Genomic DNA, 26,669 nt, shown 5'->3' with positions numbered 1-26,669 from the left:
TCACGACACAGACTTCAGCCGCTTGCCTTCCGGATCGTGATTGAGCGTCGCGGCAATGTCTTTAGTCCAGGCGGAGACGGCCGGCACGCGAGAGCGGTCGACGCGATAGGCGAATTTCTTCGCCACGTCGACGATTTCGCCCAGCAGCCCGGCTTCCAGCGTGGTCGGTTCAAGGCCAAGGTCGAGGAACTTTTCGTTCCGGACGATCAGCTCGTTTTCGGCAGCCTCCTTGCGCGGGTTCGGCAGCCAGGCAATCTTGGCGCCGCTCATCCTGGCGATCATCTCGGCCAGGTCGCGCACCCGGTGGGTTTCCGTCATTTGATTGAAGATCTCAACGCGGGCGCCGCGGGCGGGCGGGTTCTTCAGCGCCAGCTCGATACAGCGCACCGAATCCTGGATGTGGATGAAGGCGCGGGTTTGCCCACCGGTGCCATGCACCGTCAGCGGATAACCGATCGCTGCCTGAATGAGGAAACGGTTCAGCACCGTGCCGTAATCGCCGTCGTAATCGAAACGGTTGATCAGCTGCGCGTGGCGGCGCGTCTGCTCGGTATGCGTGCCCCAGACGATGCCTTGGTGCAGGTCGGTGATCCGCAAGCCGTCGTTCTTGGCGTAGAATTGGAAGAGAAGCTGATCCAGGCACTTGGTCATGTGGTAGATCGAGCCCGGATTAGAGGGGTAGAGAATCTCCTGGCTGACCGTTTCGCCGTCCACGGTTTCAACGCCGACCGGCAGATAGCCTTCGGGGATGGCTGCACCGACCGTCGAATAGCCATAGACGCCCATAGTGCCGAGATGGATGAGGTGGGCGTCGAGATTGAGATCGGTCAGCGCGTTCAGGAGGTTGTGCGTGGCACTGACATTGTTGTTGACCGTGTAGTTCTTGTGGCGGTCGCTCTTCATCGAATAGGGCGCGGCCCGCTGTTCGGCAAAATGGATGATCGCGTCCGGCCGGTGTTCCGAAAGCCATTTCTTCAGAAGTTCGTAATCCCTAGCGAGATCGATCAGATTGAAGTGGATACGGCGTCCGGTTTCTGCGTGCCAGATGCGCGTGCGCTCCTGGATCGAATCCATCGGGGTGAGCGACTGCACGCCGAGTTCGGTGTCTATCCAGCGGCGCGAGAGATTGTCGAGGATATGGATGTCGTGACCGGCATCGGAAAGGTGGAGCGAGGTGGGCCAACCAATGAAACCGTCTCCGCCCATAACCGCAATCTTCATCGCATCATCTCCTGATCGGTCGCTATTATCGGGAATAGTTAGGAATTATGACAGTCATTCAATGCCTGCCGGCGGCGCATTCAATGCCGGACGGCCCAACATTCAATGCTTGCCTGCCGGCAAGCGTTGCGCCAAAGAGGGCACCTCACTTTGGAGAAAATTATGACCGAACGCCCTTTTTCCATTTCGGGAGAGCTGACGGAGGCCGGGCATCGCCTCGTTCAGCGGGTCTATTATGAAGATACGGATTTCTCCGGCCTCGTCTATCACGCCCGTTACCTGCATTTCCTCGAGCGCGGCCGCACCGATTATCTGCGCTGCCTCGGCGTCGAGCAGCGCGAGCTCGTCAGCGCCGATGAAGAAGGCCTCGTCTTCGTCGTCCACCGCATGGAGATCGACTTCAAGAGCCCCGCGCGCATGGATGACGTGCTGACGATCCTGACGCATACTGAAAAGGCCGGAGGCGCCAAGATGGTGCTCAACCAGCAGATCCGGTCAGGCGAAACTCTGCTGATTGCAGCCAAGGTGATCATCGCCGTCATCAACGCCAAGGGGCGGCCGCGGCGGCTGCCGGAAACACTGGCGGCAAAGTTCCTGGAAGGCAGCCGGCCGCTGTAGTTCCGAATCGGCCTTGTCAAAACTTGAACTTTATGTGAAGGAATTCCCGCGCCGCAGGATGAGCGCTCTTTCGGCAGCCGGACCATGCTCCGGTCAAGTAATCCATGGAACAAAACATTCCGAACACAGGCTTGCTGTCATCGTCCGGCACTAACGATCTATTAACCATAATAGTGTCTTACTGGGAAAGTCGGAGTTTGTGCGGTGCACGCCTTCCTTTGACCAAATTTGACGGCAAGAAGGCGGAAGAAGAGCTTGGAAGCTTGACCAGGGCTTTGGGCGGCGGTCCCGGACACTTCTTGCGAGATCATTTTGTGCCGCCCGGTCCAGCGCCGGGCGTTTGGATTCGGGGATTTTGGATCAATGGAACAAGTAGGATTGGCAGCAGCCACGACGGACGTCAGCCTCTGGTCGCTTTTCATGCAGGCCGGCATCGTCGTCAAGCTCGTCATGCTCGGGCTCATCGCGGCCTCGGTCTGGACGTGGGCGATCGTTATCGACAAGTATCTGGCCTATGGCCGCGCACGGCGCCAGTTCGATAAGTTCGAGCAGGTTTTCTGGTCGGGCCAGTCGCTGGAAGAGCTCTATCGTTCGCTGTCCGAACGCAACAATACCGGCCTGGCGTCGATTTTCGTCGCGGCCATGCGCGAATGGAAGAAGTCCTTCGAACGCGGCGCCCGCTCGCCGATCGGCCTGCAGATGCGTATCGACCGCGCCATGGACGTGACGCTCGCCCGTGAAACCGAATATCTCGGCGCCCGTTTGGGATCACTCGCCACCATCGGTTCAGCCGGCCCGTTCATCGGCCTCTTCGGCACGGTCGTCGGCATCATGACCTCGTTCCAGGCGATCGCTGGCTCGAAATCGACGAACCTCGCGGTGGTCGCACCCGGTATCGCTGAAGCATTGCTCGCCACCGCGATCGGCCTCGTCGCCGCTATTCCGGCCGTCATCGCCTACAACAAGTTCTCTGCCGATGCCGGCAAGCTCTCGGCGCGCATGGAGGGTTTCGCGGACGAATTCTCCGCCATCCTTTCGCGCCAGATCGACGAGAAGCTGCAGCCCCGCGCTGCCGCGCAGTAACCAACGGAGTATTCTCACATGGGTATGGCTGTTGGAGGCAATGGCGGCGGAGGCGGCGGACGCCGCCGTCGCGGCGGTCGGAACAAGGCCGTGATCTCCGAAATCAACGTGACGCCGCTTGTCGACGTCATGCTCGTGCTTTTGATCATCTTCATGGTCGCGGCACCGATGATGACCGTCGGCGTGCCGATTGACCTGCCGGAAACGCAGGCCAAGGCGCTGAATTCCGAGACGCAGCCGATCACGATTTCAGTCAAGAACAACGGCGAAGTCTACCTGCAGGAAACTCCGATCCCGGCCGCCGAGATCGCCGCCAAGCTCGAGGCGATCGCGACCACCGGCTACAATGAACGCATCTTCGTGCGCGGCGACGCAACGGCGCCTTATGGTGTCATCGCCGACGTCATGGCTCGCATCCAGGGGGCCGGTTTCAAGAATATCGGCCTCGTGACGCAGCAGAAGAAGGACCAATAGCGTTCAAGATGAAGACCAGCGTCGTCACATCTGCTGTTCTGCATTGCCTGGTGCTCACCTGGGCGATGGCGTCGCTGAGTGCGCCAGAGTCCTTCAAGGTCGAGGATTTCGAGGCGATGCCGGTCGATCTCGTGCCGGTGGAATCGATCACCCAGATGCAGCAGGGCGACAAGAAAGCTCCGAAGAAGGAGACGTCAGCGCCCGTGCCGACGACACGGCCGCCGATCGCGCAGCCGGCCGAGAATGCCGGCGACAACAATGTCGACCTGAAGACGCCGCCGGTTCCGAACGCGAAGCCGAGCAATACGGAAGCTGCGGCGGCGAATTCGAGCGAGAAACCACAGCCGAAGACCGATCCCAAGCCGAACGACGTCAAGGAAGTCAACAAAGAAGAGACTGAGGTCGAGCAGCCGAAGGAGGTCGCCTCTATTCCGCCGCCGAAGCCTGCCGAAATGACGCCGCCGAAGCCGGAGGAAAAGCCGCCGGAAGAGCAGGCCAAGCCTGAAGAGCCGCCGAAGCCGGATGCGGAAGCGCTACCGGATAAGGTGCCGACGCCTGTTGTCAAGCCGCAGGTAAAGCCGCCCGAGCCGCAGAAGGCTGCGGAAAAACTGCCGGAAAAGCCTGCGGACGAGCCGAAGACCGCCGAAAAGCCGACGGACAAGAAGAAGGCCGACAAGAAGCAGGAAATCGCTAAATCGGCTTCGTCGATGAAGAGCGACTTCAATGCGGATGAGATTTCCGCCTTGCTGAACAAAACCGACCCTTCCGCCGGCGGCGCCAAGCGCTCGACGCAGGAGGCATCGCTGGGAGCCAAGAAGAGCAATGGCGGTTCCAAGCTCTCCATGAGCGAGATGGACGCCCTGAAGAGCGCCATCGCCGGCAACTGGACTGTCATTCCCGGCATGGAAGGCATGAGCGACGTTCGCATCAAGGTCCACATGAACCTCGACCAGGATGGCAATATTGTCGGCGAGCCGGAGGTCGAGGCAGTCGGTGGTGATAACGAGTCGACGCGCCGGGCGCTCGCCGGCGGCGCCTATCGCGCCATCATGAAATCGGCACCTTTCTCCTCCCTTCCAAAAGACAAATACGATGCCTGGAGCGAAGTCGTCGTTAACTTCGACCCGAGTGATCTGGGAATTTAAATGCTGAAAGGCTTTTACTCCATGAACAAATGTTCTTTCTTCCGCGCGATCGCCGTCGCTGCCGGTCTCATGACCATTGCTGCGTTCGCGACACCGGCGAATGCGCTGGTCGAGATTAACATCAACAAGGGCAACGTCCAGCCATTGCCGATTGCTGTGACGGACTTCCTGCAGGGCGATATGGGCGCGCAGGTCTCGCAGGTGATTGCAGCCGACCTGCAGCGTTCCGGCCTCTTCGCGCCGATCAACAAGAGTGCCTTCATTGAGAAGATTTCCAATCCCGATGCCGCGCCGCGGTTCGAAGATTGGAAGGTCATCAACGCCCAGGCGCTGGTAACCGGACGTGTCACGCAGGAAGCGGATGGCCGCCTTCGCGCCGAATTCCGTCTCTGGGACACGTTCGCTGGCCAGCAGATGACCGGCCAGCAGTTCTACACGCAGCCGGAGAACTGGCGCCGTGTTGCCCACATCATTGCCGATGCAATCTATAAGCAGATCACCGGCGAAGAGGGCTATTTTGACACCCGCGTGGTCTTCGTCTCCGAATCCGGCACCAAGCAGCAGCGCAAGCGGCAGCTGGCGATCATGGATCAGGACGGCTTCAACGTGCGGACGCTGACCGACGGCAGCGATCTCGTGTTGACGCCGCGCTTCTCGCCGAGCCGGCAGGAAGTCACCTACATGTCCTTTGCCAACCAGCAGCCGCGCGTCTACCTGCTGCAGCTCGAAACCGGGCAGCGTGAAGTCGTTGGCAACTTTCCCGGCATGACCTTCTCGCCGCGTTTTTCGCCTGATGGCCAGAAGGTGATCATGAGCCTCCAGCAGGAAGGCAATTCCAACATCTATACGATGGACCTGCGCTCGCGCACGACTACGCGGCTGACCTCGACGGCGGCGATCGACACCTCGCCCTCCTATTCGCCTGACGGTGCCCGCATCAGCTTCGAAAGCGACCGAGGCGGCAAGCCGCAGATCTACGTGATGAACGCCGATGGCTCGGGCCAGACCCGCATTTCCTTCGGTGACGGCTCCTATTCGACGCCGGTCTGGTCGCCGCGCGGCGATCTCATCGCCTTCACCAAACAGTCCGGCGGCAAGTTCTCGATCGGCGTGATGAAGCCAGATGGCTCGGGCGAGCGCATCCTGACGTCCGGCTTCCACAATGAAGGCCCGACCTGGGCGCCGAACGGCCGTGTGCTGATGTTCTTCCGCCAAGCGGCAGGCGCGGGTGGCCCGCAACTCTATTCGATTGATCTGACTGGTTATAACGAGCAGCTGGTCAAGACGCCGAGCTATGCTTCCGACCCGGCCTGGTCGCCGCTGCTGGAGTAGCGAGTGCATCACCGCCTTTATGTCGCCTCAAAGTCGTGGAAACCGGGCGACACGGGACAAATCAGTAAACTGTTAACCATAATCTTTGAGGGGCGGTTAACCGAGTGCGGTTACTGTCCGGAAACCCTGATGAACTCGCAAGGAGACCGGCCATGAGCCGAATTCATACCCCGGCAATGAGCCGTATGCAGAATTTCGCCCGCAACCCTGTCATGATCGCGCTTCTGGCCGGTCTCGCGCTTGCAAGCTGCGCGAACAAGAAGAACGGCGGCATGCCGAACAGCGCCGGCGACATGGGTCTCGGCGCAGGCGCCGCGACGCCGGGCTCGACCCAGGACTTCACGGTCAATGTCGGTGACCGCATCTTCTTCGATACCGACTCCACGTCGATCCGCGCCGATGCCGCTCAGACGCTCGACCGTCAGGCACAGTGGCTCGGTCGTTACCCGAACTACCAGATCACCGTTGAAGGCCATGCCGACGAACGCGGCACCCGCGAATACAACCTCGCACTCGGCGCCCGTCGCGCTGCTGCCACCAAGGACTACCTCGCTTCGCGCGGCGTTCCGGCACAGCGCATGAAGACGATCTCCTACGGCAAGGAACGTCCGGTCGCCGTCTGCGACGATATTTCCTGCTGGTCGCAGAACCGCCGCGCGGTCACCGTGCTCGGCGGCGCCGGCATGTAATCTTCGGGATATAATTCGTTTTCGCAAAGGCGGTCCCGCAGCGGGCCGCCTTTCTTTTTGACCACACTTTGGCCAGACTCCGTTGCTTTTTGACAGCAATTGGAAAAATCTCCTGTTCGTGCCTCATGGCGCGAAGAATCACTGGGACAGGACGATACATATGAAGAAACTTGTCGTGGCAGGCATGCTGTGCCTGGCGGCTATCACCGGGAGCGAACGGACGGCTTATTCGGCCTCGTTCTTCGGGCTGCATCTCGGCGGCCGATCCGCGGAACAGCAGCCGGCCCCGCCCGTCGTCAAGGTGCAGAGCGGAGACGCGGAAATCCGCGTACAGCAGCTCGAAGAGCAGATGCGGCAGCTGAATGGCCGAATCGAGGAGATGAGCTTTCAGCTTCTGCAGATGCAGGAGACGATCCGAAAGCAGCAGGAAGACAATGAATTCCGCTTCCAGCAGCTCGAAAAAAACGGTAGCGGTGGCGGCGCCAAGGCTCCGGTCAAAAAGAGCGAGACCGATCCCGCTCCGGCAGCGTCCGGCAGCGACGACGTCGCCAGAGTGATTCAAGCACCGCAGGGGGCCGAAACGGCTCCCTCCACCGATGTGCCTGCCAATACCGGCCTGGGCCAGCCGCCGAAGCAGCTCGGCTCGATCGAGTTCGACCAGAACGGCAATGCGATCGGCGGAAGCGTCGATGAAAAAGCCACCATCGGTTCCGGCCCGGTTCCCACTGCCAACAGCGGCACGCCGCAGCAGACGGCCTCGCTCGGCGGCGAGGCGGATCAGTATAAGTCAGCATATGGCCACGTGCTCTCGGGCGATTACGGCACGGCCGAGCAGGAATTCAATCAGTACATCGCCCGTTACCCGAGCAGCGCACGCGCGGCGGACGCCAATTTCTGGCTCGGCGAAGCGCTCTATTCGCAGGGCAAATATAACGAGGCGGCCAAGACTTTCCTCAACGCACATCAGAAATACGGCAGCTCAGAAAAGGCGCCGGAAATGCTGTTGAAGCTTGGCATGTCGCTTGCTGCCCTTGACAACAAGGAAACCGCCTGCGCGACCCTGCGCGAAGTCTCGAAGCGTTATCCGAAGGCGTCACGCGCCGTCATAAGCAAGGTTGCGAGCGAACAGAAACGCCTCGCCTGCTGAGGTCTTCCGGAATGTCTCCGGACGCCGCATCGCCTCGACAGGCGATCCGCCAGTTTCTCGCATCGCTTCGAAGTCCTGCGCGCATTCTCGTCGCGATCTCTGGCGGCAGCGATTCCACCGGCCTGCTTCTCCTCCTCGATGAAGTCGTGAAGGCCGCGCCCCATCTTGAAATTTCCCTTTGTGCCGCGACCGTCGACCACGCGCTGCGTGCCGGTTCCGCAGACGAGGCGCGAGAGGTCGCAGCCCTCTGTGCAGCCCTCGGCATTCCCCATATGAGCGCCACATGGCGGGGCGAAAAACCGAAAACCGGCATCATGGCCGCGGCACGCGAGGCCCGTTACAGCCTGCTAGCCCAGGCAGCCGAAGCGCTCGGCGCCAACCTCATCGTCACCGGCCATACGCTGGACGACCAGCGCGAAACGCTTGCCATGCGTGGCATGCGAACGGAGCAGGTTTCGACCGGTATTGCCGATGCCGTGCTTTTCGACCGGCGATTCTGGATTTTGCGCCCGCTTCTATTTTCCACTCGGATGGATATCCGCTCTTTCCTGCGGTCGCGGGGCGTGCGGTGGATCGACGATCCGAGCAATGAGGATACGAATTACGAGCGTGTGCGGATGCGCCGGCAACTTTTAGCCCATACATCTGTGGAGAAGGATATACGCGCCGCCTGGGCGGAGCGGCTCACTCTCTCGTCTCGAGCCGCCGAATGGCTGGATCGCCATTTCCAGCTTCACGGCGGCGTGCTTGGGCAGGTGATGCTTGGCGGGTTGCGGCAGGACCGTGCGGTCCTCGACTATACGCTCGGCCGCCTGACGGCGGTATTCGGCGGGCAGCAATTCGCGCCGGGCAGGGTGAAGATGGAACGTATTCTCGCATTCGCCGCCGGTAGCAGCGCGCCGGGACGGATGACCGCCGGCAGAGTGGTGTTCGATCTGAGGCGCGACGGGCTTTATCTGGCGCGCGAGCACCGAGGGATGGTGCCGCTGGTATTACAGCCGGGGGAGACTGGGGTTTGGGACGGCAGGTTCCGTGTTGAAAACCGGTTAGGAACGACCATGAGGGTGGAAGCTCAGGCCGCGCGCTCCTCCCTCCTTCCTGTGCCCGTCACAGGAATCCAGCCACCGCGCGTCGGCGCGGTGAATGACTCACCGATGCGTAACGAGTCTTCTGCGTCCAAGGGCTTGGGCGCGCTGGATCCCTGTGACGAGCACAGGAATGAGGAAGGGCGCGGCAGGGAGCTTCCCACATCCGCATGGAAACGCGCAATCGCGTCGGCGCCTGCCTTATCCTCAGATGGAGCCTATTTATCTCCAGAATCCGCTTCAATGGTTGAACTGACGCCTTATTTCGCACCCTTCGACCGCTTTTTGACACGATTTGATTTCATCTTTGCCGACAGGCTTTCGGCGGTTTTCGCGATGGCGCCCTATGCGGGGCTGCCTTTAAGAAGTATTGACGGAAAAACCATCTGACTTGGGGGATTGCCTTGGCAATAGCGCGGGGCAACCCTATGTTAGAACCTAATAAGACGGTCGCCACGAGGCGGCTGTTGCAGTGCTGGGGAGTTCAATGAACCCTAACTTACGTAATTTCGCATTGTGGGCGATCATCGCGCTTTTGCTGATCGCCCTTTTCAGCATGTTTCAGACGGCGCCGGCGCAGACGGGCTCCCGCGATATCCCTTATTCGCAGTTTCTGCGTGAGGTTGATGCGGGCCGTGTGAAGGAAGTCGTGGTCACGGGCAACCGGGTTTCCGGAAGCTATGTTGAAAATGGCTCCACCTTCCAGACCTATTCGCCTGTCATCGACGACAGCCTGCTCGATCGCCTGCAGCAGAAGAATGTGCTGGTCTCCGCCCGTCCCGAAACGGATGGTTCTTCGGGTTTTTTGAGCTATCTCGGCACGTTGTTGCCGATGCTTCTCATTCTCGGCGTCTGGCTGTTTTTCATGCGGCAGATGCAGGGCGGCTCGCGCGGCGCGATGGGTTTCGGCAAATCCAAGGCCAAGCTCCTGACGGAAGCGCATGGCCGCGTTACCTTTGAAGACGTCGCCGGCGTCGACGAGGCCAAGCAGGATCTCGAGGAAATCGTCGAATTCCTGCGTGATCCGCAGAAGTTCCAGCGTCTCGGCGGCAAGATCCCGCGCGGTGTGCTGCTGGTCGGCCCTCCTGGCACCGGTAAGACGCTGCTCGCCCGCTCGGTCGCCGGCGAAGCCAACGTGCCCTTCTTCACCATTTCCGGTTCCGACTTCGTCGAGATGTTCGTCGGCGTCGGTGCAAGCCGTGTGCGCGACATGTTCGAGCAGGCGAAGAAGAATGCGCCCTGCATCATCTTCATCGACGAAATCGATGCCGTCGGCCGCCATCGCGGCGCCGGTCTCGGCGGCGGCAATGATGAACGCGAGCAGACGCTGAACCAGTTGCTCGTCGAAATGGACGGCTTCGAGGCGAATGAAGGCGTGATCCTGATCGCTGCCACCAACCGCCCTGACGTTCTCGATCCCGCGCTGCTGCGCCCCGGCCGTTTCGACCGCCAGGTCGTCGTGCCGAATCCCGACATCGTCGGCCGTGAGCGCATTCTCAAAGTGCATGCCCGCAACGTTCCGCTGGCGCCGAATGTCGATCTGAAGGTTCTCGCCCGCGGCACGCCCGGTTTCTCCGGCGCCGATCTGATGAACCTCGTCAACGAAGCCGCCCTGATGGCTGCCCGTCGCAACAAGCGCGTCGTCACCATGCAGGAGTTCGAGGACGCCAAGGACAAGATCATGATGGGCGCCGAGCGCCGTTCCTCGGCAATGACCGAAGCGGAGAAGAAGCTGACCGCCTATCACGAGGCCGGCCACGCCATCACCGCGCTGAACGTTGCTGTTGCCGATCCCTTGCACAAGGCGACGATCATTCCCCGCGGCCGTGCGCTCGGCATGGTCATGCAGCTTCCCGAGGGCGATCGCTACTCGATGAGCTACAAATGGATGGTCTCGCGCCTCTGCATCATGATGGGCGGGCGCGTCGCCGAGGAGCTCACCTTCGGCAAGGAGAACATAACATCGGGCGCCTCCTCCGACATCGAGCAGGCGACCAAGCTTGCCCGCGCCATGGTCACGCAGTGGGGCTTCTCCGACCAGCTCGGTCAGGTCGCCTATGGCGAGAACCAGCAGGAAGTCTTCCTCGGTCACTCGGTTTCGCAGTCGAAGAATGTTTCGGAAGCGACCGCGCAGAAGATCGACAATGAAGTGCGACGCCTGATCGACGAAGCCTACGACCAGGCCCGCACGATCCTAACGGAAAAGCACGATGAGTTTGTCGCGCTTGCCGAAGGCCTGCTTGAGTACGAGACGCTGACCGGCGATGAGATCAAGGCGCTGATCCGGGGCGAGAAGCCCTCCCGCGACCTCGGCGACGATTCTCCGCCGAGCCGCGGATCGGCCGTTCCGAAGGCTGGGGTGCGGCCAGCCACCAAGGGCGATGAGCCCGAAGGCGGCCTTGAACCGCAGCCGCATTGAGCTGCGACACGATCTCGAAAAAGGCCGGATTTCCGCGATGGGAGATCCGGCCTTTTTCATTGGTAACGGGATATAATCATTTTTCTCGCTAATTTACGTGCCGATTGCCACAATTTGTGGCATTCCGCTGAAGAGAAGCAAGCATGAATCACGCTCCTGGACTGACGACAATCCATTGAAGCCGGATTTGCTTGGAACGATGCGCTGCCTTGAATGGCGCGCCAAAGCGCAGGAGTGCAGATGAAAAGACGCTATTTCGGTACGGACGGTATTCGCGGTCAATCCAACGTCTTCCCGATGACGCCGGATCTTGCCATGCGGGTCGGCATCGCCGCCGGCACGATCTTCCGCCGGGGCAACCACCGTCATCGCGTCGTCATCGGTAAGGATACGCGCCTTTCCGGCTATATGCTTGAGAATGCGATGGTGGCAGGCTTTACGGCTGCGGGCCTCGACGCCTTCATTCTAGGCCCGATCCCGACGCCTGCCGTCGCCATGCTGACGCGTTCGCTGCGCTGCGATATCGGCGTAATGATCTCTGCTTCGCACAATCCTTATGAAGATAACGGCATCAAGCTGTTTGGTCCCGACGGTTACAAGCTGTCGGACGACATCGAGGCCGAGATCGAGGACCTGCTCGAAAAGGACCTGAACGCGCAGCTTGCCAAATCCGACGATATCGGCCGGGCCAAGCGCGTCGACGGCGTGCATGACCGTTATATCGAACATGCTAAGCGCACGCTGCCGCGCGACGTGACGCTGCAGGGACTGAGGGTGGCGATCGATTGCGCCAATGGTGCTGCCTACAAGGTGGCGCCCGCCGTGCTCTGGGAACTCGGCGCCGATGTCGTCACCATCGGCAACGAACCGAACGGCACCAATATCAATCTCAATTGCGGTTCCACCAGCCCCGTCGCATTGCAGAAGAAAGTCGACGAGGTTCGCGCCGATATCGGCATCGCGCTCGACGGCGACGCGGACCGCGTCATCATTATCGATGAGAACGGTTCGATCGTCGACGGCGACCAGCTGATGGCCGTCATCGCCGAGAGCTGGGCCGAGAGCCAGCAACTGCGCGGTAACGGCATCGTCGCCACCGTCATGTCCAATCTCGGCCTCGAGCGTTTCCTCGACGAACGCGGCATGGCGCTTGCCCGCACGAAGGTCGGCGACCGCTACGTTGTCGAGCATATGCGCCAGCACAATTACAATGTCGGCGGCGAGCAATCGGGCCATATCGTGCTTTCGGATTACGGGACGACGGGGGACGGTCTGGTCGCGGCGCTGCAGATCCTTGCCGCGGTCAAGCGCACCGGCCGCACTGTCAGTGAGGTCTGCCGCCGCTTCGAGCCGGTGCCGCAGCTCCTGCGCAATGTCCGCATCAGCGGTGGCAAGCCGCTGGAGGATATTCAGGTGCAGAAGGCGATCGCCGATGCCGAAGCCGAGCTCGCCAGAAACGGCCGCCTCGTCATCCGGCCTTCCGGCACCGAGCCGCTGATCCGCGTCATGGCCGAGGGCGACGACCGCGCCCAGATCGAGCGTATCGTCAACGAGCTGATCGGCACGATCTCCAATGTCCGGACCGCTGCCTGACCCTGCAAGAACAGACGATCAAAAGGCCGGTGCGTGAGCGCCGGCTTTTTTGTTGCGTACGCGGGTGGCATGTATCTCTGCGCAAATCATTTCACGACGCGGTCGATCTTCTGTTTCATGCGGCCGAGATGCTTGAAATCAAAGTAAACAAGCTTGGTTAAGCAGCTTTTAACGTTTCCCATTCATTATCCATGCAAAGCGTATCAGATTGGCAGCGACGGAGCTTGCCGACGCAACGGGATTTTGGAGTGGAATCCATGAAAAGAAGCTTATCCGGCATCTTCGCCGCATTTTTGATAGCGACAAATGCCTATTCTGCGGATCTCGCCCCTGCCGAGCCCATTCCGGAGCAGCCGCCGGAGGTGACCGTCAGCGAAGCGACCGGGTGGTATCTGCGCGGCGATGTCGGTTATGCTTTCACAGATCTGCGCGGCGCGCGCTATTTCCAAGGCAGCAACGCCACGGAGGTCAATTTTGACGACGCCGATCTCGATGACGCATGGACGGTTGGTGGCGGTGTCGGTTACCAGATCAACAGCTATCTGCGCACCGATCTGACTTTCGACTATCTCACCCAGGCGGATTTCAAGGGCTCGACATCCGGGCAGTGCGGCTTCCCGCTGGTGGATTGCACCTCGAGCGACCGCTCTTCGCTGACCGCCTATACGCTACTGGCCAACGCCTATGTCGATCTCGGCACCTACGGCTATGTGACGCCCTATGTCGGCGCCGGTATCGGCGGTTCTTACGTCAAGTGGAAAAACCTGCGCAACGTCGCCTGCGCCGATGACGGCAGCTTCTGCGACGATGAGGTGACCCATGGCGGCAAGGGCAACTGGCGCTTCACCTATGCGCTTATGGCCGGCGCCTCGATCGATGTGACCTGCAACATCAAGGCCGACGTCGGTTACCGCTATCTGCATATCGACGGCGGCAATATGTTCGGCTACGCCGATAATGGCGGCCCGGGCCGCGACAGGGGCCTCAACGCCCATGAAGCCCGCGTGGGCGCCCGCTACCTCTTCGGTGGCTGCGCTCAGCCGGTCGCCTACGAGCCGCCGGCAATCCCGCTGCAGCAGCCGGTCTACAAGTAGGCCGATCAACAATCGCATCAGAAAGCCGCCCTCGCGCCGGGCGGCTTTTTCATTTTTTCGCCACCCTGCCTGCGTCAAAATATCTACAGCTTGCGACACTTCGATCTTGACTATGACGCTTCCGATCCATACACACGGCGGCGGGACACCCTTCCCCAACGAAGGGCTTTCTATCTGAGAGGATAGCATCATGGCGAAGACCGCAAAGCCGGACATCCGTCCGCACAATACCCATTTTTCTTCTGGCCCCTGCTCGAAGCGCCCCGGTTGGTCGCTCGAAGCCCTTTCCGACGCGGCCCTCGGCCGTTCGCACCGCGCGAAGGTCGGCAAGTCCAAGCTCAAGCAGGCCATCGACCTTACCCGTGAAATTCTCGAAGTGCCGGCGGATTACCGGATCGGCATCGTGCCGGCTTCCGACACCGGTGCCGTCGAAATGGCGCTCTGGTCGCTGCTCGGCGAACGCGGCGTCGACATGCTCGCCTGGGAGAGCTTCGGCGCCGGCTGGGTCACCGATGTGGTCAAACAGCTGAAGCTCAAGGATGTGCGCAAGCTCGAAGCGGGCTACGGCGAGCTTCCCGATCTATCCGCCGTCGATTTCGACCGCGACGTCGTCTTCACCTGGAACGGCACGACCTCGGGCGTGCGCGTGCCGAATGCCGATTTCATTCCTGCGGACCGCAAGGGTCTGACGATCTGCGACGCCACCTCGGCCGCTTTTGCCCAGGAGCTCGATTTCGCCAAGCTCGACGTCGTCACCTTCTCCTGGCAGAAGGTGCTGGGCGGTGAGGGCGCCCATGGCGTCATCATTCTCTCGCCGCGGGCCGTCGAGCGTCTCACCACCTACACGCCCGCCTGGCCGCTGCCGAAGATCTTCCGCATGACCTCGGGCGGCAAGCTGACCGAAGGCATCTTCCAGGGCGAGACGATCAATACGCCTTCGATGCTCTGCGTCGAGGACTATATCGATGCGCTGCTCTGGGCCAAGGAGATCGGCGGTCTCCAGACGCTGATTGCTCGTGCCGACGCCAATGCCAAGGTCATCCACGATTTCGTCGCGGCGAACGACTGGATCGCCAATCTCGCCGTCAAGGCGGAAACGGCCTCCAACACCTCCGTCTGCCTGAAGATCGTCGACAAGGACATCACCGCGCTCGATGACGACAGCCAGGCGAATTTCGCCAAGGGCCTCGTCGGGCTCCTGGAAAAGGAAGGTGTCGCCTATGACATCGGCCATTACCGCGACGCGCCGTCAGGCCTGCGCATCTGGGCCGGCGCCACGATCGAGGCATCCGACATGCAGAAGCTGATGCCCTGGCTTTCCTGGGCTTTCGAAACCCAGAAGGCGCAGCTCGCTCAGGCCGCTGCCTGACGTGATCGCATCCGGCCCCGCTATAGGGCGGAGCCCCTGATTTCAATCATCGCTGAACACTTTTGAAGGAGGCCACAATGGCACCTCGCGTTCTCGTATCCGACGAATTGTCGGAAACCGCTGTCCAGATCTTCCGCGACCGTGGCGTCGAAGTCGATTTCGAGCCGCAGCTCGGTAAAGACAAAGATCGTCTGCTCGAAGTCATCGGCAAATATGACGGCCTTGCCATCCGCTCCGCCACCAAAGTGACGGAAAAGATCATCGCAGGGGCGACGAATCTCAAGGTCATCGGCCGCGCCGGCATCGGCGTCGACAATGTCGATATCCCGGCCGCCTCGCGCCGCGGTATCATCGTCATGAACACGCCCTTCGGCAATTCCATCACCACGGCCGAACACGCAATCGCGCTGATGTTCGCCGTCGCCCGCCAGCTGCCTGCGGCCGATACCTCGACGCAGGCCGGCAAGTGGGAAAAGTCGAAATTCATGGGCGTCGAAATCACCGGCAAGACGCTCGGCGTCATCGGCGCCGGCAATATCGGCTCGATCGTCTGCGCCCGCGCTATCGGCCTGAAAATGCATGTCGTCGCCTATGACCCGTTCCTGTCCAAGGAGCGCGCCGAGGAGATGGGCGTCACCAAGGTCGAGCTCGACGAGCTTTTCGCCCGCGCCGATTTCATCACGCTGCACGTGCCGATGACCGACAAGACGCGCGGCATCCTCAACAAGGAAGCGCTGGCCAAGACCAAGCCCGGCGTGCGCATCATCAACTGCGCCCGCGGCGGCCTCGTCGATGAGGCAGCCCTTGCCGAAGCCATCAAATCAGGCCACGTCGCCGGCGCTGCCTTCGATGTCTTCGAGGTCGAGCCCGCCAAGGAAAGCCCGCTCTTCGGCCTGCCGAACGTCGTCTGCACGCCGCATCTCGGCGCTTCGACGACCGAAGCGCAGGAAAACGTCGCCCTGCAGGTCGCCGAACAGATGTCGGATTACCTCGTCAACGGTGCCGTCTCCAACGCCATCAACATGCCGTCGATCACCGCGGAAGAGGCGCCGATCCTGAAGCCGTTCATCCGGCTTGCCGACGTTCTCGGCGCCTTTGTCGGCCAGGTCACCGAAGAGCCAATCAAGGAAATCGAAATCCTCTATGACGGCGTCACCGCCAACATGAACACGCGGGCGCTGACGAGCGCGGTGCTTGCCGGCCTGATCCGTCCGCAGGTCGCCGACGTCAACATGGTTTCCGCGCCGATCATGATCAAGGAAAAGGGCATCGTGCTCTCCGAGGTCAAGCGCGACAAGACGGGCGTCTTCGACGGCTATATCAAGCTGACGGTGACGACCGAAAGTATGACGCGCTCCGTCGCCGGCACGGTGTTTTCGGATGGCAAGCCGCGCTTCATTCAGATCAAGGGCATCAATCTCGATGCCGATGTCGGCTCGCACATGATCTACATCACCAATACCGACGTCCCCGGCATGATCGGCTTCATCGGTACGACGCTCGGCACTGCCGGCGTCAACATCGCCAACTTCCAGCTTGGCCGCGACAAGCAGGGTGGCGACGCCATTGCGCTGCTCTATGTCGACGGCGAGGTGGATGATGGCGTCCTCGCGCAGCTGACGGCGCATCAGGCGATCCGGCAGGCAAAGCTGCTGACCTTCAACATCGACTAAAGCGCGTCGCGGCGCGACCTGCTCTGGTTTCCTCCTCCCAAGGAAAACATGGAAAAGCCGGTGCCGGAAACGGCGCCGAGTTTTCTACGTTGGGGAAAGATGATTTTCAGTGGTGCCGGCGTTTGCGGCGGACCATCTTGCCGAAGCGGGCTCTGTCGTCCTCGGCCTTCGTGCGGTGAAGGAAGGCGAGTCTGCTTCCGTCAAAACCCTGGAAGAACTCGTCCCAGGAGATCTCCTCCCGTGAGTCCGCCGAGAAATCGACGCGAACAGTTTCGCTATCCCTCGCATCCTTGATCCGGGCGGGATGACCGCCGCGCGCCTCGATCCAATCTCTGATCCTGCTGTAATCTGTCGTCGTGCCGAACCTGGCCATCAAACCCTCCGCAGCATTCGATTGCGACATTGATTACTTGCAACGCATGATCGACGGAATAGTTCCATAGGGTGATAATTAATTGTCAGTTGATGCTCAAGCATGCGTTATTTTGAGTTAATTCATATGGGCTGAAATGGAGGATGATGTGAAACGCTATTCATTCTCGATAATCGGACTGGCGATCGTGTCTGTTGCCATGGCCAATCCAGGCATCGCATTCGCCTGCAACAAGCTGATCGGCACCTGAGCCGCACCCCGCTTCCAAGGCGTGACTTCGGCCGCGCCTTCCTTTGTGACGCGATTGCGAAACGATCGGCTCCCCTTGCGTCCTGCTGCAATCCTTTCTATATCGGTCGCTTACCCAGAAGGCGGCCGATCCCGCCTGAGATCAGCAATCCGCCGCAATTGCAGCGCAAGGGCGGGTTATGAGCGCGCAGAATTTGGCACCACCGTTGAACACACTGGATTTTGATAAGAAGCCGGAAGAGACCCGCGTTGTCGTCGCCATGTCGGGCGGCGTCGATTCCTCGGTCGTGGCCGGCCTTCTCAAGCAGCAGGGTTACGATGTGCTTGGCATCACGCTGCAGCTCTACGATCACGGCGCCGCTGTTCACCGTGCCGGCTCCTGCTGCGCCGGCCAGGATATCGACGACGCCCGCCGTGTCTGCGAAACGCTCGGCATTCCGCATTATGTGCTCGACTACGAGAAGCGCTTTCGCGAAACGGTGATCAATCCTTTCGCGGAAAGCTATGTAGCCGGCGAAACGCCGATCCCCTGCGTTTCCTGCAACCAGACCGTCAAGTTCGCCGACCTTCTGGCAACGGCGAAGGAGCTCGGCGCCGACGCGCTGGCGACCGGCCACTATATCCGTTCGCGACCGAACCCCTCGTCTGAACATCCCGGCCGCCGCGCGCTATTCCGTCCGGCCGATGCCGACCGCGACCAGAGCTATTTCCTGTTCGCCACGACGCAGGAGCAGATCGACTATCTCCGCTTTCCCCTGGGCGGCCTGCCGAAGGCCGAGACCCGCCGACTTGCCGAAGAAATGGGCCTCGTCGTCGCGAAGAAGGCCGACAGCCAGGACATCTGCTTCGTGCCGCAGGGCAAATATTCCGACATCATCACCAAACTGAAGCCGAATGCGGCGCTCGCCGGCGAAATCGTCCATCTCGACGGCCGCGTGCTGGGACACCATGAAGGCATCCTGCATTTCACCATCGGCCAGCGCCGCGGCATCGGCATCGCCACGGGCGAGCCACTCTACGTCGTCTATCTCGATGCCCGCTCGCGCCGCGTCATCGTCGGTCCAAAAGAGGCGCTGGAAACGCACCGCGTCTATTTGCGCGACGTCAATTGGCTGGGCGACGTCCCGCTCGCAGAAGCCGCTGCCGGCGAAGGTTTCGCCTGCTACGCCAAGGTCCGTTCGACGCGGGCACCGGCGCCTGCCGTACTGCATATCGATGCGACAGGCACCTATGTCGATCTGACCGTCGGCGAGGCGGGCATCGCGCCGGGGCAAGCCTGCGCGCTTTATTCGGCGCCCGGCGACGACGCCCGCGTCTTCGGTGGCGGTTTTATCGAACGCTCCGAACGCGAACCTTCGGCCGAAGCCTCGCTGAAGGCTCTGCTGGCCGGCCCCGTCGCCGCCTGAAACCCATCGGAAACGACGGGCGGTAAAGCTCAGCGTTTTTCTCCATCCTGCGCTTGACACAGAGCCGAAGCGCACCTTATAAGCCGCTCATCCCACGAGCCCGCAGCGCTTCGCGAGCAGGTATCGTTTGACCAGTGGCGGAGTAGCTCAGTAGGTCAGAGCAGAGGAATCATAATCCTTGTGTCGGGGGTTCAAATCCCTCCTCCGCTACCATCTCTTTGTTAAAGAATTTGTGTTCCTTGCGGCTCGATATTGAGCGGCATCACGCGGGCGCGGTAGCACATTCCAGCTCCAAACGCTGCGGCAGGCGAACAAAACAGTTCAGGCTCAACGCTACGCCCAAGAACAGTTATCTGTAGAGCGCTAAATGCAACAGCGGCATTTTCATCGCGTAGAGATGGGATGCGGCAGCGATGATAGCAGCCCATACGGCCAGTGAGAACATCACCGCCGCTAACTTAACCCCTACTGACTGCATCATTTCCTCCATCCGAGTATGATCGTGCTCCTCCGCACGATCGAAGGCTAGCAGGGTGGAGGTCGATCAGCTATCGCAAGAAATCGCTACTAGAAAAGCCGCTCGGTAAGCTGGGAAAGCCTTCGGGAACCCGACGCCTCCCCCATTCTCAAACGACAAAGTAAAAATTGTCGTATTGCGCGCCATAATAATCAGGCCCGCTCGTTTCGGTGATGACGGGTTCGGTGTCGAGTATGAGATAGTCGATCAGCCCATAGGCGCTGAGATCAATCACTTGCGGGTCATGAATGCTGTCGGCGGCCACGTCGACCGTGACCAAGAACACGGTATCGCCGTTCAGCCTGCCTTCGATCGTCAGAACGTTGTCGTAGTCTGATGTGCCGTTTGCCACGCTGAATTGCTCGATCTGAAAGGTGCCGCCATCTGCGGCCTGGATGGGCGTCCAGAATACGCCGCCCGAGAGATAGTGATTGCCATCAGCTTCCTTTTGTATCGTTGCATCATCGCCATCGTGCCAGGCGCCCCAATCGAAGCCCTTGTAGCCTGTGGGGAAATCGTGTTTGCCGACATCCTCGAAATTGACGAAGATGTCGCCGCGCTCCGGCAGGTCAACAGCGATATTGAGCAAGCCGAAGTCGGTAGCGCCTCTACCGTCCGAAATCTTGAAACTGAACTGGTCGAGGAGTTGATCTCCCGGGCCGAGCGCTGATACCACCGGATTGGAGGGATCGAGTTCATAGGTGTAATAGCCGTTGGAATAGACGGTCAGCGTGCCGTACTTTCCCTCGATCGTCGTCGTGGCCGGTCCATCCGGATTGGGCGGTTGCGGAATTCGCTGCCCGTTCACGAAGTTGAGACGCACAAGATCTCCGTCGGCATCCATGTAACTGGTGTTGTCCAGAATGTTGCCGTCAATCGGCTTGTCGACATCGAAAATAGGCTGGTATACGTCACCTGCGATCGGCTTGTGGTTTGCCATTTCCACCTCCCGTCTGAAGTATTGTTTGAATATGCAACCCTTTCGGGTGCTTGGCAACGAAATTGACGGAGCGTCAGATCAATTCAGCTGTCAAACCTAACAGGCGCAATTTTCTGCAGCTCAAATATCCAAGTAGAGGCGTCGGCTTCGACGTCTGCCAGTCTGATGATGACGTGATCCCGACGATATACTGCATTGATTGCTTCAATGCAGGCCGCCCACTCCGAGCAAGCTTTCTACTGCTTCGTGATCCTTCGACAAGTCCGACGGCGTTCCGGTCCAGGCCACCCTGCCGCGTTCGAGAATGATGACCCGATCGGCGAAATCGAGCGCGCTCTGAATGCGTTGTTCGACCAGAAGGATCGTCATGTCGCCTGATTTGGCGAGTTCTGTGAAGGCCGCCATCAGTTCCTCGCAGATCACGGGGGCCAGGCCCTCCAACGGTTCGTCGAGCAACAGCACGGACGGGCGTCCGAGAATGGTGCGGGCTGTTGAAAGCATCTGCTGCTCGCCGCCGGAGAGCTGGTTGCCGAGGTTTCGGCGGCGCTCCTTCAGGCGCGGGAACATGGCATAGGCTTCCTCCAGCGCCGTCTTCGGCCGCGCCTTCAGACCGACGAAAAGGTTCTCTTCGACCGTCAACGTCGGAAAGACGCAGCGTGTCTGAGGCACATAGCCGAGACCCCTATGGGCGCGCATTGCGCTCGGTGCTGCGGTGACATCCGAACCACCGAGGTGGATCTGGCCTTGATACCGCCTGGTCTGGCCGGCAAGCGTTGCCAGCAGCGTGGTCTTGCCCATGCCGTTACGGCCGAGCACGGCAAGACGGGCGCCCGCCGGCACGGTGAAGGAGATGCCTTCGAGCACCCGCGTCGGCCCGTATCCGGCCGACAGGTTTTCAACCTCAAGCGACAGGGCTGGCATTGGCATAGCTCCCGAGATAGGCCTCGCGCACGCGGGCATCCTTGGTGACATCGGCCGGCAGGCCGTCGAAGATGATCGCGCCGGCCGCCAGCACGATGACGCGCTTGGCAAAACGGAAGACGAGGTCCATGTCGTGTTCGATCATCAGGACGGCGAGATCGGCGGGAAGGTCGGCCAGCGCCTGTTCGATGCGGCCGGTATCGCTTTGCGGCACGCCGGCCGCAGGCTCGTCGAGCAGCAGCACCTTCGGCCTCAGCGCCAGCGCCACGGCGATTTCGAGGAGCCGCTGCTGGCCATAGGCGATCTCGCTGACTCTGCGATGCATCAGCGAGGCCAGCCCGAGTTTACCCAGGAGATCGTCGACCTCCGCCATGACGTCGGGCATGGCGAGGAAATTCCCAAACATCTTGCGGGTCTTTCCGTCACGCTGAAGGAGGGCGAGCCCCACATGTTCGGCGGGCGTCATATCCTGAAAGAGCCGCGTCACCTGAAAGGATCGGACGAGGCCGCGTCTGACCCTGCCGATCGCATCCACCTTCGTCACCGCCTCGCCGCCGAGGCGAACCTCGCCGGAATCGGGGGAGAGATTGCCGGTGACGAGGTTGACGAAGGTGGTCTTGCCGGCGCCGTTCGGGCCGATCAGCGCGATGCGGTCGCCTGGCGCCATTGCCAGCGAGACATCATTGGTGACGGCAAGGCCGCCGAAGGCTTTCCTGAGATTGGTTACTTCGAAGACCGGGCTCATGCGCGCGTCTCCTTCCGGCGGCCGATGAAGGCAGCGGCCGTTCCGTAGAGGCCTTTCGGCGCAAACAGCACGACGGCGATCAGCAGGGCGCCGACCATGGTCAGCCAGTGAAAGGGATTGGCCGCCGAGACATAATCTTCGAAGAGCATGAAGATGACGGTGCCGGAGAGCGCGCCGAAGAGGGAGCCGGTGCCGCCGAGCACGAGCATGACAAGCGCTTCGGCCGATTGCGTGAAGGACAGGCTGTCGAGCCCGACGACCTGGGTCGAGATCGCATTCAGCGCGCCGCCGACGCCGGCAACGGCGCCTGAGATCACGTACATCTTGATGAGAGCGGCCTTCGGCGAGCCGCCCATGGCGCGGATGCGCAGCGGGTCTTGCCGGATGCCGCGGCAGAGCATGCCGAAGGGTGAGCGAACCAGCAATCGCAGCAGCACGAAGACGATGACGAGCAGTGTCGTTCCGAAGAAGAAGGCGGTATGGCCGTAGAGATCGAATTCGAAAATGCCGAATATCGGGTCCGGCGCAATGCCGGAAAGCCCGTCGCTGCCTCCCGTCCAGGCGGAAGCCTTGTTGGCAAATTCATGGAAGAGGTGGACGAGCGCAATCGACAGCACGAGTTGCGGCAGCCCATGCGCGCGCAGGATGATCGCGCCGCAGAGCAGCCCGGCAACCGCGCCTCCTGATATGCCTGCAAGCATCATCAGCAGCGGATCGTTGATGCCGTAATGCGCCGACAAAATTCCGGCGGCATAGGCGCCTGAGCCGAACAGCGCGGCATGGCCGAGCGTTGCGACACCGCAATAACCGGTCACGAGATCGAGCGACAGGACGAGCAGGGCGATCGTGATCATCCGCGTCAGAAGCGCCAGATTGTCCGGAAAGGCGAAATAGCCGACCGCGGCGATGGCCGTGATCACCGCTACTCCGAGAAGATCGGCATTCACTGCGCGCCGATGCCGGAGGCGTTCGGTTTCGTTGTTCATGACGAGCGTCATCTTATTTCATCCTTCCGGCAAGGCCGCGCGGGAAGACGCAGATGATGGCGATCACGGCGAGATAGAAGAAGAATTCCCCGAATTCCGGCATCAGATAGCGTCCCGTCGTATCGATGGCGCCAAGCAGCAGGCAGGCAATCAGCGCGCCCGGAATGGAGCCGGCGCCGCCGACGGAGACGACGACGAGGAAGGTCACCATATAGCGCAGCGCGTAGTAAGGTTCGACCGGCAGCAGTTCGGCGCCGACCACACCGCCGAAGGCGGCAAGCCCGACGGCAACGGCAAAGCTCACCGCATAGATGATCTCGGTGCGCACGCCGAGTGCGGCAGCCATCGCCGCATCGTCGACGGAGGCGCGCAGCTTGACCCCGAAGCTCGTTCGCTCGATCGCGAACCACAGGGCGAGCGCAACGGCGAGACCGCAGAAGATGACGAAAAGCCGGTGCACGGGAATGGTGCGGAATCCGAGATCGGCCGATCCCTGCAAGGCGCCGGCAAGCGGTATCGTCTTCAGCGTCGGTCCCATCACGTAGTTCGCGATGCCGATGACGCAGAAAGTGATGCCGATTGTCATCAGCACCTGGGTCAGTTCAGGGGCGCCATAGATCCGGCGGTAGAGAAAACGCTCGAGCGGAATTGCGATGATGATCGTGACGACGACGGCCGCGACGACTGCGACAGCATAACTAAGACCGAGGTCACGGGCGGCATAGGAGGCGATGTAGCCTCCGATCATGGCAAAGGCGCCATGCGCCAGGTTGACGACACGCATCAGCCCCATGGTCACGGAAAGGCCGATCGAGATCACGAAGAGCGCCATGCCATAGGCAAAGGCGTCGACGGCGATGCTGAAGACTGTCTGCATGAAAATACCTTACTTCGATGCGGCGGGCGCGATGCGCGAGCCCGCCGCCGGTCCGGATGCCGCAATCTTATTTGGCCGCCGCGAGGCCCGGATCGCCCTGTTTTTCGAAGGTCTGGATCTCCTTGTTGATGTAGGTCCCGTCATCGGCCTTGGCGACTTCGCGCAGATAGATGTTCTGGGTGATGTGACGGCTTTCCGGATCGATCGAGACCGGGCCGCGCGGGCTCACCCAGGCAAGGCCCTTGACCGCGTCGACGGCCTTCTCTGCATCCTGCTTGCCACCCGTCGCCTCGATCATCTTGTAGATGACATACATGCCGTCATAGGCGCTGACCGAGGGGAAGGAGAGTTCAGCCTTGTTGCCGATCGCCTTGGCGGCAGCCTCGACAAAAGCCTTGTTCTCTGGCGAGTCGTGCGACACGGCATAGTGGAAGGTCGTCTGGATGCCGAGTGCGGCGTCGCCAAGCGCCGGCAGATCGGATTCCTGCGTCAGATCCCCCGGCGCAAAGAACTTGATGCCGGCGGCCTTCAGGCCATTCTCGTTATAGGCCTTGACGAAGCCGAGCGTCGTCGGGCCCGATGGCAAGAAGGCGAAGACGCCCTCGGCGCCGGAATCCTTGATCCGCTGCATGATCGGGCTGAAGTCGTTAGTGGCAAGCGGCATGCGGATGGCCTCGACCACTTGGCCGCCGGCCTTTTCGAAGCCGGCCTTGAAGGCATTCTCGGCGTCGATGCCGGGGCCGTAATCGCTGACGACCGAGATCACCTTCTTGACGCCTGCGTCGAAAGCGACCTTGGCGATCGGCGTCGAGGTTTGCCACGTCGTAAAGGAGGTGCGCACCACGAGCGGGCTCTTGGTCACGATCGCCGAAGTGGCGGCGTTCATGATAATCATCGGCACGTTGCCCTGCTTCAGAATCGGCGTCACCGCCATGGCGTCGGGGGTGAAATAGAAGCCGGCGAGATACTGGACCTTTTCCTTGACGATCAGTTCCTGCGCCAGCGCCTTGGATTGGGCCGGGTCGGCCTGCGGCACGTCGCGGTAGACGATCTCGACCGCGTCGCTGCCGACCTTGTTGCCGTTGACAGCCATATAGGCTTCGATGCCGGCCTTGAAGTTCTTGCCCTGGAGCGCGAAGGGACCGGAGAACGGCCCGATGACGCCGACCTTGATCGTGTCGGCATAGGCGCTGGTGCCCATAACAATTGCCGCAGCGGCGGCCAGAAACAGCTTCCTCATTTTTCTCTCTCCCTTTTCGGCGTACTCCAGCGCCGTATTGAATTTCTGGTTAGCTTGTCATGCGAAATGGTGATGTAAAATGAAATAAATCCCCAAACACATGATTTGCCGGTTATGGTTCTGCGTGGTCATGACCACTCGTTGTTCGCTGCGTCTATGCGCGACTTTCAGCTCGATCTTCGTGTCAGAACGGCAATCCCACGTAGTTTTCCGCGAGCACCGTCGAGGCCGCACGGGAATGTGTGAGATAGTCGAGTTCGGCTTCCTGGATCTTCTGATCGAAATCGCCGGTATCGGGAAATCGGTGCATTATGGTCGTCATCCACCAGGAAAACCGCACGGCTTTCCAGACGCGGGCGAGCGCCGTCTGCGAATAGGCGTCGATGCCGCTGTCGGAGCCTTCGCGGTAATGCTCGAGCAGCCCGCAGAACAGGTAATGGACATCGCTAGCTGCAAGGTTCAGCCCCTTGGCGCCGGTTGGCGGCACGATATGGGCGGCGTCGCCGACGAGAAAGAGCCGTCCGAAACGCATGGGCTCGGCGACGAAGGAGCGCAACGGAGCGATCGATTTTTCGAAGGATGGGGCGGTCGTCAATGCTTCGGCGTGATGGGCCGGCAGGCGCCGTCTCAGCTCGTCCCAGAAGCGCTCGTCGCTCCAGTCTTCGATCTTCGCGTCAAGCGGGCACTGGATATAGTAGCGGCTGCGCGTGGCCGAGCGCATCGAACAGAGCGCGAAGCCCCTCGGGTGGTTGGCGTAGATCAGTTCATGGCTGACCGGCGCCACGTCGGCGAGTAGGCCGAGCCAGCCGAAGGGATAGACCTTCTCGAAACTTCGGATCGCCCGTTCGGGAACGGCTCTGCGGCTTATTCCATGAAAGCCGTCGCAGCCGGCGATGAAATCGCAATCGATGCGGTGGCCGATACCATCCTTCGTGTAGGTAACGAAGGGCGAGCCACCGTCGAAATCATGCGGAGCCACATCGGCGGCATCATAGATCGAAAGGGCGCCACAAGCTTCCCGCCGCTGCATGAGATCGCGCGTCACCTCGGTTTGTCCGTAAACGGTCACGCGCCTGCCGCCGGTCAATTCGTGAAGATCGATGCGATGGTCGCGGCCGTCGAAGGCTAGCGAGAAGCCGTCATGCGGCAAGCCTTCGGCATGCAATCTTCTTCCAGCTTTGGCCTCGTCCAACAGCCCGACAGTGCCTTCCTCCAGCACGCCGGCACGGACGCGGCCGAGGATATAGTTCTTGCTCACGCGGTCGATGATGACGTTGTCAATTCCAGCTTCGGTCAGAAGCTGACCGAGGAGAAGGCCGGATGGCCCCGAACCGATGATGGCGACCTTAGTTCGCAAATGCTTCCTCCCTCGCATTTTTGCGTTTTGTCAGATTCTGCCGTGCCGCCATTGCCGCAACAATGGACATTCCGACCGAAAAATTGCACTTATCGAACATTGGCACAGGAGAGAGC

At 60.8% G+C, this 26,669-nt stretch carries 24 protein-coding genes and 1 tRNA gene; 15 read left to right on the top strand and 10 right to left on the bottom strand.

The window, feature by feature from the left end:
* Positions 1–1,221: an NAD-dependent epimerase/dehydratase family protein gene (locus AC13QO_RS24065; protein WP_285192652.1), complete on the bottom strand. Its 1,221-nt coding sequence runs from the start codon at positions 1,219–1,221 to the stop codon at positions 1–3.
* Positions 1,222–1,383: 162 nt separating this feature from the next.
* Between AC13QO_RS24065 and ybgC the strand changes: the two genes are divergently transcribed.
* From ybgC to serA, 13 genes are all read left to right on the top strand, one after another.
* The gene (gene ybgC / locus AC13QO_RS24060) at positions 1,384–1,839 is read left to right on the top strand and encodes a tol-pal system-associated acyl-CoA thioesterase (protein ID WP_085779323.1); all 456 of its coding nucleotides are present in this window, start codon (positions 1,384–1,386) and stop codon (positions 1,837–1,839) included.
* A gap of 363 nt (positions 1,840–2,202) precedes the next feature.
* The gene (gene tolQ / locus AC13QO_RS24055) at positions 2,203–2,922 is read left to right on the top strand and encodes a protein TolQ (RefSeq protein WP_004671617.1); all 720 of its coding nucleotides are present in this window, start codon (positions 2,203–2,205) and stop codon (positions 2,920–2,922) included.
* Positions 2,923–2,940: 18 nt separating this feature from the next.
* On the top strand, positions 2,941–3,396 hold the full coding sequence (gene tolR / locus AC13QO_RS24050) for a protein TolR (RefSeq protein ID WP_488542066.1): 456 nt from the start codon (positions 2,941–2,943) through the stop codon (positions 3,394–3,396).
* An 8-nt stretch (positions 3,397–3,404) separates the two neighbouring features.
* Entirely contained in the window at positions 3,405–4,541 is a 1,137-nt protein-coding gene (locus AC13QO_RS24045; protein ID WP_488542065.1) for a cell envelope integrity TolA family protein, read from the top strand.
* 21 nt (positions 4,542–4,562) lie between these two features.
* Positions 4,563–5,873, top strand: a complete 1,311-nt coding sequence (gene tolB, locus AC13QO_RS24040) for a Tol-Pal system beta propeller repeat protein TolB (protein WP_221157189.1) — start codon at positions 4,563–4,565, stop codon at positions 5,871–5,873.
* Positions 5,874–6,025: 152 nt separating this feature from the next.
* Positions 6,026–6,562: a peptidoglycan-associated lipoprotein Pal gene (pal, locus tag AC13QO_RS24035; protein ID WP_011426686.1), complete on the top strand. Its 537-nt coding sequence runs from the start codon at positions 6,026–6,028 to the stop codon at positions 6,560–6,562.
* Positions 6,563–6,722: 160 nt separating this feature from the next.
* The gene (gene ybgF / locus AC13QO_RS24030; protein WP_488542064.1) at positions 6,723–7,709 is read left to right on the top strand and encodes a tol-pal system protein YbgF; all 987 of its coding nucleotides are present in this window, start codon (positions 6,723–6,725) and stop codon (positions 7,707–7,709) included.
* A gap of 11 nt (positions 7,710–7,720) precedes the next feature.
* Entirely contained in the window at positions 7,721–9,184 is a 1,464-nt protein-coding gene (gene tilS, locus AC13QO_RS24025) for a tRNA lysidine(34) synthetase TilS (protein WP_488542063.1), read from the top strand.
* Positions 9,185–9,281: 97 nt separating this feature from the next.
* Entirely contained in the window at positions 9,282–11,213 is a 1,932-nt protein-coding gene (gene ftsH / locus AC13QO_RS24020; RefSeq protein ID WP_085779317.1) for an ATP-dependent zinc metalloprotease FtsH, read from the top strand.
* Positions 11,214–11,453: 240 nt separating this feature from the next.
* Complete coding sequence (gene glmM, locus AC13QO_RS24015) at positions 11,454–12,806, top strand: phosphoglucosamine mutase (RefSeq protein ID WP_011426682.1); 1,353 nt, start codon at positions 11,454–11,456, stop codon at positions 12,804–12,806.
* 257 nt (positions 12,807–13,063) lie between these two features.
* Complete coding sequence (locus AC13QO_RS24010; RefSeq protein ID WP_285192657.1) at positions 13,064–13,900, top strand: outer membrane protein; 837 nt, start codon at positions 13,064–13,066, stop codon at positions 13,898–13,900.
* A 190-nt stretch (positions 13,901–14,090) separates the two neighbouring features.
* Positions 14,091–15,269 carry a phosphoserine transaminase gene (locus AC13QO_RS24005; protein WP_285192658.1) on the top strand — a complete coding sequence of 393 codons (1,179 nt, stop codon included), beginning with the start codon at positions 14,091–14,093 and terminating at the stop codon, positions 15,267–15,269.
* A gap of 77 nt (positions 15,270–15,346) precedes the next feature.
* Complete coding sequence (serA, locus tag AC13QO_RS24000) at positions 15,347–16,942, top strand: phosphoglycerate dehydrogenase (protein WP_488542062.1); 1,596 nt, start codon at positions 15,347–15,349, stop codon at positions 16,940–16,942.
* Positions 16,943–17,048: 106 nt separating this feature from the next.
* On the opposite strand, the gene AC13QO_RS23995 is transcribed toward serA, so the two are convergent.
* Positions 17,049–17,315: a hypothetical protein gene (locus AC13QO_RS23995; protein ID WP_488542061.1), complete on the bottom strand. Its 267-nt coding sequence runs from the start codon at positions 17,313–17,315 to the stop codon at positions 17,049–17,051.
* 455 nt (positions 17,316–17,770) lie between these two features.
* On the opposite strand from AC13QO_RS23995, the gene mnmA reads away from it, so the two are divergent.
* The gene (gene mnmA / locus AC13QO_RS23990) at positions 17,771–18,970 is read left to right on the top strand and encodes a tRNA 2-thiouridine(34) synthase MnmA (RefSeq protein ID WP_488542060.1); all 1,200 of its coding nucleotides are present in this window, start codon (positions 17,771–17,773) and stop codon (positions 18,968–18,970) included.
* Between the two features lie 136 nt (positions 18,971–19,106).
* Positions 19,107–19,183: transfer RNA gene (locus AC13QO_RS23985), tRNA-Met, on the top strand.
* A 136-nt stretch (positions 19,184–19,319) separates the two neighbouring features.
* Here the strand turns inward: AC13QO_RS23985 and AC13QO_RS23980 are convergent.
* The 8 genes from AC13QO_RS23980 to pobA all read right to left on the bottom strand — a co-directional run bounded on the left by AC13QO_RS23980 (position 19,320) and on the right by pobA (position 26,553).
* Positions 19,320–19,451 (bottom strand): hypothetical protein, encoded by a 132-nt coding sequence (locus AC13QO_RS23980; protein ID WP_281064501.1) that lies wholly within the window; start codon positions 19,449–19,451, stop codon positions 19,320–19,322.
* A gap of 145 nt (positions 19,452–19,596) precedes the next feature.
* Positions 19,597–20,427, bottom strand: a complete 831-nt coding sequence (locus tag AC13QO_RS23975; RefSeq protein ID WP_488542059.1) for a VCBS domain-containing protein — start codon at positions 20,425–20,427, stop codon at positions 19,597–19,599.
* A 204-nt stretch (positions 20,428–20,631) separates the two neighbouring features.
* Positions 20,632–21,348: an ABC transporter ATP-binding protein gene (locus tag AC13QO_RS23970; protein ID WP_488542058.1), complete on the bottom strand. Its 717-nt coding sequence runs from the start codon at positions 21,346–21,348 to the stop codon at positions 20,632–20,634.
* Positions 21,329–22,093 carry an ABC transporter ATP-binding protein gene (locus tag AC13QO_RS23965; protein WP_488542057.1) on the bottom strand — a complete coding sequence of 255 codons (765 nt, stop codon included), beginning with the start codon at positions 22,091–22,093 and terminating at the stop codon, positions 21,329–21,331. Before AC13QO_RS23965 ends, AC13QO_RS23970 begins: the two co-directional genes overlap by 20 nt.
* A complete protein-coding gene (locus AC13QO_RS23960) occupies positions 22,090–23,091 on the bottom strand; it encodes a branched-chain amino acid ABC transporter permease (RefSeq protein ID WP_488542056.1) in 1,002 nt (333 codons plus the stop codon). Before AC13QO_RS23960 ends, AC13QO_RS23965 begins: the two co-directional genes overlap by 4 nt.
* A 1-nt stretch (position 23,092) precedes the next feature.
* The gene (locus AC13QO_RS23955) at positions 23,093–23,956 is read right to left on the bottom strand and encodes a branched-chain amino acid ABC transporter permease (protein ID WP_097597358.1); all 864 of its coding nucleotides are present in this window, start codon (positions 23,954–23,956) and stop codon (positions 23,093–23,095) included.
* 67 nt (positions 23,957–24,023) lie between these two features.
* On the bottom strand, positions 24,024–25,196 hold the full coding sequence (locus AC13QO_RS23950) for an ABC transporter substrate-binding protein (protein ID WP_488542055.1): 1,173 nt from the start codon (positions 25,194–25,196) through the stop codon (positions 24,024–24,026).
* A 184-nt stretch (positions 25,197–25,380) separates the two neighbouring features.
* Positions 25,381–26,553 (bottom strand): 4-hydroxybenzoate 3-monooxygenase, encoded by a 1,173-nt coding sequence (pobA, locus tag AC13QO_RS23945; protein WP_488542054.1) that lies wholly within the window; start codon positions 26,551–26,553, stop codon positions 25,381–25,383.
* Between the last annotated feature and the right edge of the window lie 116 nt (positions 26,554–26,669).

Source organism: Rhizobium sp. CNPSo 3670 (assembly GCF_057784555.1).
The sequence above is the reverse complement of the archived record's forward strand: the minus strand, read 5'-3'. Positions and strand labels throughout refer to the sequence as shown.

Coding starts and splice junctions, on each gene's coding strand:
- pal (WP_011426686.1), top strand. CDS start 6,026: ATGAGCCGAATTCATACCCCGGCAATGAGCCGTATGCAGAATTTCGCC.
- AC13QO_RS24065 (WP_285192652.1), bottom strand. CDS start 1,221: ATGAAGATTGCGGTTATGGGCGGAGACGGTTTCATTGGTTGGCCCACC.
- glmM (WP_011426682.1), top strand. CDS start 11,454: ATGAAAAGACGCTATTTCGGTACGGACGGTATTCGCGGTCAATCCAAC.
- AC13QO_RS23995 (WP_488542061.1), bottom strand. CDS start 17,315: ATGGCCAGGTTCGGCACGACGACAGATTACAGCAGGATCAGAGATTGG.
- tilS (WP_488542063.1), top strand. CDS start 7,721: ATGTCTCCGGACGCCGCATCGCCTCGACAGGCGATCCGCCAGTTTCTC.
- AC13QO_RS23950 (WP_488542055.1), bottom strand. CDS start 25,196: ATGAGGAAGCTGTTTCTGGCCGCCGCTGCGGCAATTGTTATGGGCACC.
- AC13QO_RS24005 (WP_285192658.1), top strand. CDS start 14,091: ATGGCGAAGACCGCAAAGCCGGACATCCGTCCGCACAATACCCATTTT.
- AC13QO_RS23980 (WP_281064501.1), bottom strand. CDS start 19,451: ATGATGCAGTCAGTAGGGGTTAAGTTAGCGGCGGTGATGTTCTCACTG.
- AC13QO_RS23960 (WP_488542056.1), bottom strand. CDS start 23,091: ATGACGCTCGTCATGAACAACGAAACCGAACGCCTCCGGCATCGGCGC.
- AC13QO_RS24010 (WP_285192657.1), top strand. CDS start 13,064: ATGAAAAGAAGCTTATCCGGCATCTTCGCCGCATTTTTGATAGCGACA.
- ftsH (WP_085779317.1), top strand. CDS start 9,282: ATGAACCCTAACTTACGTAATTTCGCATTGTGGGCGATCATCGCGCTT.
- ybgF (WP_488542064.1), top strand. CDS start 6,723: ATGAAGAAACTTGTCGTGGCAGGCATGCTGTGCCTGGCGGCTATCACC.
- tolR (WP_488542066.1), top strand. CDS start 2,941: ATGGGTATGGCTGTTGGAGGCAATGGCGGCGGAGGCGGCGGACGCCGC.
- AC13QO_RS23975 (WP_488542059.1), bottom strand. CDS start 20,427: ATGGCAAACCACAAGCCGATCGCAGGTGACGTATACCAGCCTATTTTC.
- serA (WP_488542062.1), top strand. CDS start 15,347: ATGGCACCTCGCGTTCTCGTATCCGACGAATTGTCGGAAACCGCTGTC.
- ybgC (WP_085779323.1), top strand. CDS start 1,384: ATGACCGAACGCCCTTTTTCCATTTCGGGAGAGCTGACGGAGGCCGGG.
- AC13QO_RS23955 (WP_097597358.1), bottom strand. CDS start 23,956: ATGCAGACAGTCTTCAGCATCGCCGTCGACGCCTTTGCCTATGGCATG.
- tolQ (WP_004671617.1), top strand. CDS start 2,203: ATGGAACAAGTAGGATTGGCAGCAGCCACGACGGACGTCAGCCTCTGG.
- AC13QO_RS24045 (WP_488542065.1), top strand. CDS start 3,405: ATGAAGACCAGCGTCGTCACATCTGCTGTTCTGCATTGCCTGGTGCTC.
- AC13QO_RS23965 (WP_488542057.1), bottom strand. CDS start 22,093: ATGAGCCCGGTCTTCGAAGTAACCAATCTCAGGAAAGCCTTCGGCGGC.
- tolB (WP_221157189.1), top strand. CDS start 4,563: ATGAACAAATGTTCTTTCTTCCGCGCGATCGCCGTCGCTGCCGGTCTC.
- AC13QO_RS23970 (WP_488542058.1), bottom strand. CDS start 21,348: ATGCCAGCCCTGTCGCTTGAGGTTGAAAACCTGTCGGCCGGATACGGG.